Annotated in this window: 9 protein-coding genes and 3 tRNA genes; 8 read left to right on the top strand and 4 right to left on the bottom strand. The window is 52.9% G+C overall.

The annotated features are described in order from the left end of the window. Positions 1-95 precede the first annotated feature (95 nt). The 3 genes from GTO89_RS16695 to GTO89_RS16685 all read left to right on the top strand — a co-directional run bounded on the left by GTO89_RS16695 (position 96) and on the right by GTO89_RS16685 (position 342). Positions 96-171: transfer RNA gene (locus GTO89_RS16695), tRNA-Lys, on the top strand. Between the two features lie 4 nt (positions 172-175). Next, positions 176-251 (top strand) — tRNA-Thr (locus tag GTO89_RS16690). Positions 252-259: 8 nt separating this feature from the next. Then, positions 260-342, top strand: a tRNA-Leu gene (locus GTO89_RS16685). 94 nt (positions 343-436) lie between these two features. On the opposite strand, the gene ligD is transcribed toward GTO89_RS16685, so the two are convergent. The 3 genes from ligD to ku are packed head-to-tail and all read right to left on the bottom strand — an operon-like array spanning position 437 to position 3,098. Continuing rightward, positions 437-1,306: a non-homologous end-joining DNA ligase gene (gene ligD / locus GTO89_RS16680; protein ID WP_204758291.1), complete on the bottom strand. Its 870-nt coding sequence runs from the start codon at positions 1,304-1,306 to the stop codon at positions 437-439. Positions 1,307-1,320: 14 nt separating this feature from the next. Continuing rightward, complete coding sequence (locus tag GTO89_RS16675; RefSeq protein ID WP_161263227.1) at positions 1,321-2,277, bottom strand: ATP-dependent DNA ligase; 957 nt, start codon at positions 2,275-2,277, stop codon at positions 1,321-1,323. Beyond that, the gene (ku, locus tag GTO89_RS16670; RefSeq protein ID WP_161263226.1) at positions 2,274-3,098 is read right to left on the bottom strand and encodes a non-homologous end joining protein Ku; all 825 of its coding nucleotides are present in this window, start codon (positions 3,096-3,098) and stop codon (positions 2,274-2,276) included. Before ku ends, GTO89_RS16675 begins: the two co-directional genes overlap by 4 nt. A 397-nt stretch (positions 3,099-3,495) precedes the next feature. On the opposite strand from ku, the gene GTO89_RS16665 reads away from it, so the two are divergent. Both GTO89_RS16665 and GTO89_RS16660 read left to right on the top strand, forming a co-directional pair. Next, positions 3,496-4,227, top strand: a complete 732-nt coding sequence (locus tag GTO89_RS16665; protein ID WP_161263225.1) for a nucleotidyltransferase family protein — start codon at positions 3,496-3,498, stop codon at positions 4,225-4,227. Between the two features lie 427 nt (positions 4,228-4,654). Next, positions 4,655-5,359 (top strand): zinc dependent phospholipase C family protein, encoded by a 705-nt coding sequence (locus GTO89_RS16660; protein ID WP_161263224.1) that lies wholly within the window; start codon positions 4,655-4,657, stop codon positions 5,357-5,359. Between the two features lie 164 nt (positions 5,360-5,523). On the opposite strand, the gene GTO89_RS16655 is transcribed toward GTO89_RS16660, so the two are convergent. Beyond that, on the bottom strand, positions 5,524-6,060 hold the full coding sequence (locus GTO89_RS16655) for a biotin transporter BioY (protein WP_161263223.1): 537 nt from the start codon (positions 6,058-6,060) through the stop codon (positions 5,524-5,526). 143 nt (positions 6,061-6,203) lie between these two features. On the opposite strand from GTO89_RS16655, the gene recD2 reads away from it, so the two are divergent. The 3 genes from recD2 (at position 6,204) to GTO89_RS16640 (ending at position 10,101) form a co-directional block, all read left to right on the top strand. After that, entirely contained in the window at positions 6,204-8,411 is a 2,208-nt protein-coding gene (recD2, locus tag GTO89_RS16650; RefSeq protein WP_161263222.1) for an SF1B family DNA helicase RecD2, read from the top strand. A gap of 159 nt (positions 8,412-8,570) precedes the next feature. Beyond that, positions 8,571-9,281, top strand: coding sequence for a FadR/GntR family transcriptional regulator (locus GTO89_RS16645; RefSeq protein ID WP_161263221.1), 711 nt, complete (start codon positions 8,571-8,573; stop codon positions 9,279-9,281). A 46-nt stretch (positions 9,282-9,327) separates the two neighbouring features. Then, positions 9,328-10,101, top strand: coding sequence for a geranylgeranylglyceryl/heptaprenylglyceryl phosphate synthase (locus GTO89_RS16640; protein WP_161263220.1), 774 nt, complete (start codon positions 9,328-9,330; stop codon positions 10,099-10,101). Positions 10,102-10,281: the final 180 nt, after the last annotated feature.

The raw sequence follows: 10,281 nt of genomic DNA, 5'->3' as shown, positions 1-10,281 counted from the left end.
TGCGCATACTTTATCCAAAGCGATTTGTCTAGCAAATCAGCGTCTGTGCGGTTTTCAAGGAGCAACTGAGATAACACAGCAGTTATTTTTTCGCTGATCCATTAGCTCAGTTGGTAGAGCACCTGACTTTTAATCAGGGTGTCGCTGGTTCGAGTCCAGCATGGATCACCATTTTGCCGCCGTAGCTCAGTTGGTAGAGCGTATCCTTGGTAAGGATAAGGTCACCGGTTCAATCCCGGTCGGTGGCTCCAGTGAAAATGCGAGAGTGGCGGAACTGGCAGACGCGCACGTTTGAGGGGCGTGTGGGCAACCGTGGGGGTTCAAGTCCCCCCTCTCGCACCATGAAAGCTCAAACCATTTCCTGATGGAAATGGTTTTTTTGCGTTTTCATAACGATCTATCGGACTTCACGGTTGTCTTGCCCCTTGGCTTGGCGTCAGCTTTTTGCCGATAAGCGAAGAACCCCTGACAGGTCGTTTTTCCTTTCGAACACCGGTTGGAAAAGGTCGCCCATCCGGTTCAGGCGGTCAAAGATCGTTTGAATCGTATAGGCGCTCGGCTGTAGGGCGGCGGTGACCTCCGGCCAGAGCAGCGGCGTTGATACAGACGCGCTTGGCACCGGGCGGAGGCTGTATACGCTGGCCAACGTCTTTCCCCGTCCGATTTGCCAGCAGTCTAAGTAGAGTCGCTCTCCACGTTCACCGATGGGGCGTGCCAGAGTGACACGCGGGTCTGTCGCTTCGATGAACTTGGCGATGGCGATGGCGCACTCCCGAACGGTTTGGTAATCATACCCTTTGCCGACGGGCACATAGATATGCATGCCTGAAGCGCCCGATGTCTTGGGATAGGCGGTGAGACCCAAGGTGTCCAGAGCGCTTTTCAGGAGCAGCGCCACCTCGACGACCGTTTGAAAAGATTGGCTTGCATGAGGATCGAGGTCAAAGACCATGCAGGTTGGATTGTTCAAGGCGGTTTGTTTTGAGAGCCAGGGATGGATTTCGATGCAACCGAGATTGATTAAAAACAACAGATCGGCGGCATCCTCGACGAGACAGTAACGGATGCTTTTTCGGTTGCCTTCCGAAGCGACCTCCACAGTGGGAAGCCAATCGGGACGGGAGGGTGGCGCCTCCTTTTGATAAAAGAATTTTCCCGCAATGCCGTCGGGATACCGGACGAGCACCAGGGGGTAGTCTTTGAGATGGGGGAGGAGGTAAGGCGCGATTTTGACGTAATATTCGATCAGATCCGCTTTCGTGTAGCCTTGCTGCGGCCAGAACACCTTGTCGAGATTGCTCAACATCAACGTTTTGCCCGCTAGGGTGACTTCGAGTTTTCCGCTGCGCCGAGGTAGGAAGGATGGCGCAGACAGAGATCCGGCGTCCACTCCAGATAACGGACGTGAACGAAATGGTTGGGGAAGACTGGGGTGTATGCCGGTTTTCCCGGGCCATGTTTGCGTCCCAGGCCACACTTGAGCCTCGGAGCGCTCCGGTCCTCTTTCTCCGGTGGTAGGGGGACCAGGCGTTGGCGCCATAGCTCTGCCTCCTTGGCTGTTAAGCCCGAACTGACCCTTCCGATATACGTAAGCTCTTCGTCGTCCGCTTTACCGAGGACGAGCGATGCTAGGCGGCCCGGCTGGGTTTGCGTGTACCCGATGACCGGACAGGTGATCTCGCGATAGTTTTTGATTTTTTTCCAGGCGCCATGTTTTTTTCCAAAAACATAGGCGCTGTTTTTCTCTTTAGCCACCATGCCCTCTAAGCCGAGCGCTTTAACGCCGTGGAAAAAGGCGGCGCCCTCCTCCAAATGGGAGTCAGTGAAAAAGGCCTGTTCACTGACAGCGAGGTATTCCTGCAAGAGCGCCAGCCGTTTGTGCAACGGATACGCCAAAAGCGCCTGTCCGTTTAATTCCAGAAGGTCAAAGGCCATAAACCGGACCGGGTATTGTTCGGTGTGTCTGCGGATGGTGGCTTCTGTTCGGGCTTGTTCGCGGCGGAGGATGAGGGGGAAGCTAGGCTTTCCTGTATCGTCGAGGACGACCAGTTCTCCGTCAACAATGCCGCTGTTTCCGGGGCGTAGGATAGGTTGAGATGCTACGTCGACGTAGGTCCTCGTGATGTCCCTGCCCTTGCGGTTCTGCAGGGTTATGTCGCTGCCTATTACAAAGGCCAGCGCCCGGATCCCGTCCCATTTTACTTGAAACAGAAAGTCGGGGTGATCGAAGGGTTCCGGGTGGGGAAGGGGCTCCATTGGCACGATGGGCCGTTTCATGAGGTTTTTCGGCGCGCCTTTTTCGGCGTCTCCGCTTTTTGTTGGGTCTTGGCTTGTTGAATGCTCGCTTTGAGCGCCTCCATCAGATCGATCACCTTGCCTGCTGCCGGCGCCTGAGGCGCTTCAACGATGGCTTGGCCTTGGACCTTGGCGTCGATAAACTGTCGTATCCGCTTCCGGTGTTCGCTCTGCCACTTTTCCGGATCAAAGGACTCGGTCAGGCTCTCGATCAGTTGGACGGCCATTGTTTGTTCCTTCTCGGACACGTCGATGCCTTCGCCCAGATCTCCCAGGGGTTCCATCGATCGAATTTCTTCTGGATAAAGCATGGTGTGCATAGCCAACCCTTTGCCGTACACGCGCAGCGCCACGAGCGCTTCCTTGGTGCGCAGGATGACACGGGCCAAGGCCAGACGATCGCTTTGCTGCAAGGCGTTGCGCAGCAGCGCATAGGCCTTTTGTCCGTGCTGATCGGGAGAGAGATAGTAGGTTTTCGCAAAGTAGATCGGATCGATGTCTTTGAGGTTGACAAAGGACTGGATGTCGATGGCGCGACTGCCTTCAGGGGCAATGCCCTCCAGCTCTTCCTGGGTGACGATAACATAGCGTCCTTTATCGTACTCAAAACCTTTAACGATCTCTTCTGGCGTTACCTCGCGATCACAGTGGGGGCAGCGTTTCTGATACTGGATGGGGTTGTGACATTCCTTATGGAGAAGGTGAAAGCGCACATCTTTTTCTTCCGTGGCAGCGAACATCTTGATCGGAATATGGACCAGACCAAAGCTGATGGCGCCTTTCCAGAGGCTTCTCACGATCATCCCCCTAACTCGTTGGCGTACGTGGTCGCATGAGGCGGATGGATGGGACAGGGAGGGTGTATCCGATAACTAGCCTCTCCCTTTCATGAGAAAAGAACGAGCAAAAAAGTCCCATTATTTTTATCCATTTTTTACATGGGAGTTTACTTGTTTTGGTCCTTTGCTAACAAAGGTAACAAAAAAATTACATAAATCATGAGAAAACGATGGTAAAATGAGGGTAGGTTCTGGAAGGTTCAAGGGATAACTAGTATAATATGAGTAGGTCACCGCAATCTGGATAAGGGTTGTAAGATCAATTGTTTGACTATGGCGAAGGGGGTGAATAATTCCAGGCTTTTTCGAATATATAGAAATGGTATGTTTTTGCTTCTGGATGAAAGGGAGTGTATTCCTAATGAAAGCCGTGATTATGGCCGGAGGAATGGGAACACGATTGCGCCCATTGACGGACAATATGCCGAAACCGATGGTTCCCATTCATGGACGCCCTGCGATGGAGTATGCGGTTATGCTGTTAAAACGGCATGGCATTACAGATATCGCCGTCACCCTTTGTTACCATCCCAAAATGATCATGAATTATTTTGGCGATGGGTCCCGGTTTGGGGTTCATTTCGAGTATTTCATCGAAAAAGAACCTCTCGGCACGGCAGGTTCCGTTAAACAGGCGCAAGAGTTTCTTGACGAGACGTTTTTGGCGATAAGTGGTGATGGCATAACGGATATACATCTAGGAAAAATCATCAACTTTCACCAGAAGAAACAGGCGATGGTGACGATGGCCTTGACCTGGGTGGAGGACCCCACGCAGTTCGGCATTGTAATCACCGACGAGGATGGTCGCATACGTCGGTTCATCGAGAAACCGAAACCGGAACAGGTTTTTACGAATACGATTAATGCGGGAATCTACGTGATCGAACCAGACGTTTTTACATACGTTCCCGACGGTTTTTATGATTTCTCGAAACAGCTCTTTCCTCGGTTGATGACGGAAAATATGCCCTTCTATGGCGTGCAGGCGAAAGGATACTGGAAGGACATCGGCACGATTGAACAGTACAACCAGGTGCACGTCGATATTAAAAACGGCAAGCTGAATCACGATTATAAGGAAGCGATGTAAGCTGGCGTTGATGGCGTCGGCGGAGAAGGCGTCCCGCAAGATTTCGGGGCGTCTTCTTTTTGTGCGCCGGCATGGGTGCTGTCAGTAGGTTGAAGGTTAGGTTGCCGATTCGCGTCGGCATTTTAAGATAAGGGAATAACCGCGTTAATAGTTGGACATAACTAGGGGTGTAGGGGATTACCCCCTTTAGTTCCCCTATGTTTCTCCTCTGGAAGCCCCTTCCCCAGGGGGCTTCCCCCCCGTATTGACAGCCCGAAACGGATCGGGCTTTTTCTTTTATCACTTCCAGGGTGAATGGTTGAAATGGAGATGAAAACTCTTGCGCGCACAGGGTTAACTTTTCCTTTACCCAGGATTTATGGTGTCTTAACGAGAGATTGCTAGCATGAGAAAGGGTTTGAAGTGCTGAAGGGGGAAGGTGTGCGGCTTGCGTTTTTTGATTGGCGATCCTCCAATCCAGACGGCAGCGCGTTGGTTGCTGGTATCGGCTTCTCCCGTCCCGGCAAAGGTTGGCGACGGTCTCGCGGCGGTCACCCATGATTTTTGCGTCATGCAAGCGAAAGAAATTTTGAGGAACGATGGGCATGAGGCCGAAGCGCGGCAATTGGCCTATCACTTGGCTCAACTGAATGAGGGTGTCGCCTTTGTCGATCAGAGTTGGCGCAATGTGGCTCACTACTATAATCCGGTCACCCGGAGGGGGTTGTTTGGCGGTCCCAGCGCTGTCACGGAAATTGAACACTATTTTCGGAGAGCCGTCCGGTTGTATCGGGAGAAGAAGACAACTCGGGCGATGTTCTTTCTGGGCGCGGCCTGCCACTTTGTTCAGGATCTCTGTGTTCCCCATCATGCGATGAATGCAATTTTTTCGGGTCATCGCGAATTTGAGACCTTCGCGGAAGAAAACCGTTATAACTATGCCGTCACTTTTGACGGTGCTTATCATTGTCTCAAAAAACCGGTCGACTGGGTGGACGAAAACGCCCGTGTCGCCTATGATTTCTTTACAGCCGTTTCTGAGCGGAACACGGTATCCTTCGACCGGGCGTTGACCGTTCTGCTCCCTCTGGCGCAGCGAACGACGGCTGGCTTCGTCAAGTACTTTTTTGACACGGTGTCAGTGGGCGATTGAAAAGACCGGAGCTTTTTTTAATAAAAAACGACAAAAAGACACCGGGGGATGTGATTTCCTCCGGTGTTTCTTCTTTTCGAGCGCTTTCGATTGTGTCTATTTTAAGGTATAGTAGGTTTTATTCGGTGTGATTATCGGTGAGTATTTGGAGATAAAGGGGCCTTTTAGCCAAACTGGTGGACGACTCGCTTGCCCACAGAAAGAGCGACGACAGACGCGGCGGCCAATTTGACCAAATCCCCTGGCAAGAAGGGGAACAAGCCCATGGTTAGCGCTTTGCTCAAGGGAACGGAAAGGGCGTTCATCAATCCGACCAGACCAAGCGCGTAGATGATGGTTAACCCGACGGCGCCGATGATGACGTTCCTCGCCAGTGTCGCCTTGGACCATTGACGGGCCAGGAGACCGCAGGCGATGGTGGCGAGCAGGAACCCGAACAGATAGCCGCCCTTTGGGCCCAACAGGACGCCAATGCCGCCACCGAATTGAGCGAAGACAGGGATGCCGACGGCGCCGAGAAAGAGGTACACGGAGATGCCGGTGAGAGCGACGCGTAAGGGCAAGATCAGGGGGAAGAGCAGAACGGCGAAAACCTGCAATGTAATCGGAACGGGACTGAATGGCAGGGGAAAGGAAAGTTGAGCCGAAATAAAAATGATGGCTGCGATGAGAGCCGATAGGGTCATATCACGGGTGTTCATGGTTCACCCACTCCTTTCATTGCGCGCTGAACTCAACTCCGATCCTGATTGTAATCGCCATCTGGAAGATTGTCAACGAATACAAATAACAAGGTTGACAATCTTCTGGCTTGCATTGGACAGAACGATAAGGCGGGTTTTTATTGGAACAATTGACGGGAGAACTCCAGCGTATTCTCTTTCAGCAGGAAGCATACACAGTGGCTGTTTTCAAGGTGGATTCCCAGCGGATAACGGCGGTGGGGCCACTTCTTTCGGCCGAGATGGGATTGGCCTACGCTCTGGAGGGTGAGTGGACGGAGCATCCTCGTTTCGGTAGGCAGTTTCGCTTCTCCTGTTGCCGCATGTTGCCGCCGTCAACCCCGAAAGCGATGGAAAAGTTTTTGTCGAGTGGGTTGATCAAAGGAATCGGCCGCAAAACAGCCAAAAAGCTGGTTCGCTCTTTTGGCGCCGATGTGCTGACGGTATTGAGAGAGGAACCGCAGCGACTGCTCGAACTGGAGGGGCTATCCTCGACGAAGGCGACGACTATTTTAGAGTCCTACCAGGAGTTTGCTTTTGGCGAGAACCTAATGGTATCGCTGAACAGTTATGGCATTGACGGCGATCAGGTGTACCGAATCTTTCGGCGATACGGCCGGGAAAGCCTAGAGGTGATTGAAGCCAATCCCTACCGCTTGGCTTTGGACCTGCGCGTCTCTTTTGACCAGTGTGACCGGATCGCTCACCGGTTGGGCTTTCAGGGAGATGAACCGATGCGACTGCAGGCTGCCCTCGTCTACTGCCTCTATCTCGCCCGCGATGAGGGACATGTCTATCTGCCGGCGCCGGAATTGCTGACCCAGACGAATGCGATTTTAGCGCAATCGGCATTGTATCCCGAAGCGCCAGAGGAAAAGAGCTTGCAGGTTCAGGTGTCAGAGGCGGCGGAGGCGCAGGTGATCCGGTTGTTTGGCGACGGCTGTTATCTGCCGGACTTGTATCGGGCCGAGCGATTTGTCGCCCAGGCGTTGCGACGGTTGTCCCAAGATGGTGAGACGTGGCCTGTTGACGTGGAATCGGTGATCGCTACCATGGAGGAGGATTTCGGTATCCGCTATGCCGAGGAGCAAAAGGCGGCTTTTTTTGGTGTGGCCCAGTATGGGTTGACCGTGATCACCGGCGGTCCAGGCACAGGTAAGACGACAATCGTCCGTGGACTGATCGCGCTGGTCAACCGCGCCCAACCGAATGGGGAGATCGTTCTCTGCGCGCCAACGGGGCGGGCGGCGAAGCGATTGGCTGAAACGACTGGGCAGCCGGCCTTTACGATCCATAAGGCGCTCGGCTTGCGGGGCGGTGAAGCGGAGCCCTTTTGGGATGTGGAACCGCTGGAGGGAGATGTGGTCATCATTGATGAGGTGTCCATGGTCGACATCTCATTGATGGCCAGCTTGCTCCATGCGTTGAAAAAAGGCGCCCGGTTGGTGTTGGTTGGCGACCGGGATCAACTTCCTTCCGTTGGCCCGGGACAGGTTCTACGGGATATTATTGAACATGAAGTAGGGGCTATCCACTGCTTGAATCATATATTTCGCCAGGCGGAGACCTCGGCGATTGTGACGGAGTCGCACCGGATCAAATCGGGCATCCTGCCCGATCTGTCCGGACGGAAGGATTTTTTGTTTCTCCGGCGGGGCAGCGGCGCCGATATGCTGGATGCGTTGCTGCAGACGGTCAGTCGCGCCATTGAGCGGGCCGGTTACGGTCTTGAGGATGTGCAAGTGCTATCGCCGATGCGGTACACCGAGGTGGGCGTCTGGAATCTGAACAAACAGTTGCAGGAACGCTTGAATCCTTTCAACGTGGGGAAACGGGAGGTGAAAGCGGGAGGACATGTCTTTCGCACCGGTGACAAGGTCATGCAACTCAAGAATAATTATGAAAAAGATGTCTTTAATGGCGATCTTGGTTTTATTGAGGATATACTGTTAAGTGGAGAGGAAGAAGCGGATGAGGATACGATCGTCGTGCGCTTTGATGAGGGGCGTGTATCCTACGGACGATCCGAATGGGAGCAGTTGATGCTTGCCTATGCCACGACAGTACATAAAGCGCAAGGAAGCGAATACCCTGTTGTCGTCATGCCGATGACGTTGCAACACCGGAGAATGCTGCGACGCAACCTCCTGTATACGGCGGTGACGCGAGCCCGTGATAAAGCGATCCTGATCGGTGTGCCCGATGCGCTGGCTTTCGCGGTGACAAATCAACAGGATGCCCACCGCTACAGCGGCCTATCCCGTTATTGGGATGAGGAAGCGTCCACAGAGTTCACGGAGCCGGAGGCTGAAGAGGCGTCTGAACAATAAGAAAAAAGCGCTAAAAGTAGTCATTAATAATGAAAAGAATAGGCGCCTGCTAACATCGGTGGTTTTTTTCTTGAAAAATTGGTCCGATGGTCTTACCTCTTGAAGGATTTCTCACGGTGATGAAGAAGTTTTTGTCACGGGGGAAAGGGAGTGTTAACGGTGGAATTGCGTCCAATCCGCACGAAAAAGATATATGAAGAAATTGTTGTACAGATCAAGGAATTGGTCAAAAGCGGCAGCTTAAAGGCCGGAGACCGCTTGCTGTCGGAACGAGAATTGGCGGAGAACCTTAAAGTGAGCCGGGCGGCTGTTCGGGAAGCGCTGAGCGCCTTGGAGGCCATGGGGATCGTTGATATCAAGCCGGGCGATGGCGCCTTTATCCGGCAGCCCTCTGAAAACGGTGTAATCGAACCATTAGCCATGTTGTTGCTGGTGGAAAAGGATCTGCCGCGCCAGATTTTAGAGGTCCGCAAAATCATGGAGGTGGGGGCCGCCGGTCTCGCTGCCCAGCGACGAGAAGAAGGACACCTGAGATCGATGGAAGTCGCCTTGTCTCAGATGGAGCGGGACATCTACAGCGGAGAGGTCGGGGAAGAGGCCGACTTCCTGTTTCATTTCGCCCTTTCCGAAGCTGCTGACAATTCCTTACTTTTGAGGTTGATGCAGACGATCTCCGATACGATGCGGGAGACCCAACGCAGCAGCCGGATTCAATTGCTCTCAACGCCGGGGGTTCGGGAGCGGTTGCTGGAGGAACATCGCGGGATTTTCCGCGCTGTGGAAGCGCAGGATACGGCGAAAGCGCAGGAATTGATGTACGATCATCTCCAAGGGGTGGAACAATCGATCTGCCGGTCGCTGGAGAAATAGATCCTGCCTTTGCGCGTTCAACTGAGGGATGACGAAGCGCTTACGGATGGATGACGATGCGCTTACGGGCTTTCATTTAGTATTACCGATACGAAAATGGGAAGGGCTTTCGATTTTTTTGGCGAGACTGATGATTAAGCTAGATCCGGACAGGCAAATCGATGAGGAGCGACTTGATGTCATTCTGCGTTCTAACGCTGACGCCATTGTCGTTGGGGGCACCCAAGGGATTACTGTGGAAAAAGTCAGATCTTTATTGAAGCGTGTCCACTCTTTTTCACGGGAGATCATCCTGGAGGTTACTGATGCCAGTTGCGCTCTTGAAGGCCCTTACCGGTACTGGGTTCCGGTTGTGTTAAACGCAGGAGATCCCCATTGGATTATTCGAGCTCATGCCCGGGCGATCCGGCGATGGAAAGATCCCCATATCACCGACCGGCTGGTTCCGGTTGGTTATATTGTTTTGAATGAGGAGTCGGCGGTTGCCGCCCTGACCGGGGCCGACGCGATGATCGACGACGAAGAGCTGGTTGGGCTGTGTCAGGTCGGCCATTACCTCTTTCGCTTTCCCCTTATCTATATCGAGTACAGCGGCAAATGGGGATGTATGGACCGACTGGCACGGATTCGTGGACGAATACCGCAAGCCCCCTTGGTTTACGGCGGGGGGATACGGGAAGGCTGGCAAGCGAGGACGGTCGCCTCACTCGTTGATACAGTGATCGTGGGAAACATGATCTATGAAGCGCAAGATGCAAACGAATTGGAATCTCAACTTCACACGATTTGTCAGGCGATTCGGACAGATGACGGTGGCTAAAATTAGCGCTTGCGGTTTCAGCGTTTCGGTGGTATAGTAACTTTCGTTGTGATTTTATTGCATGTAGGCGGGTTTACTTGTTTTGCCAATGATTGATTTGTTGACAAAGGGCTTCGTCCAGTGTAATATATTAAAACACGTTACAATTTACAACAAACAACGACATTTTTCTGAAATGAT

Origin of the sequence: Heliomicrobium gestii (assembly GCF_009877435.1) — a bacterium.
Taxonomy (GTDB): Bacteria; Bacillota; Desulfitobacteriia; order Heliobacteriales; family Heliobacteriaceae; genus Heliomicrobium; species Heliomicrobium gestii.
The sequence above is the reverse complement of the archived record's forward strand: the minus strand, read 5'-3'. Positions and strand labels throughout refer to the sequence as shown.

What these genes read in the sequence shown, in the direction of transcription:
- ligD (WP_204758291.1), bottom strand. Translation starts at nt 1,306, where the DNA reads ATGTTGAGCAATCTCGACAAGGTGTTCTGGCCGCAGCAAGGCTACACG.
- GTO89_RS16675 (WP_161263227.1), bottom strand. Translation starts at nt 2,277, where the DNA reads ATGAAACGGCCCATCGTGCCAATGGAGCCCCTTCCCCACCCGGAACCC.
- ku (WP_161263226.1), bottom strand. Translation starts at nt 3,098, where the DNA reads ATGATCGTGAGAAGCCTCTGGAAAGGCGCCATCAGCTTTGGTCTGGTC.
- GTO89_RS16665 (WP_161263225.1), top strand. Translation starts at nt 3,496, where the DNA reads ATGAAAGCCGTGATTATGGCCGGAGGAATGGGAACACGATTGCGCCCA.
- GTO89_RS16655 (WP_161263223.1), bottom strand. Translation starts at nt 6,060, where the DNA reads ATGAACACCCGTGATATGACCCTATCGGCTCTCATCGCAGCCATCATT.
- GTO89_RS16640 (WP_161263220.1), top strand. Translation starts at nt 9,328, where the DNA reads ATGGATGACGATGCGCTTACGGGCTTTCATTTAGTATTACCGATACGA.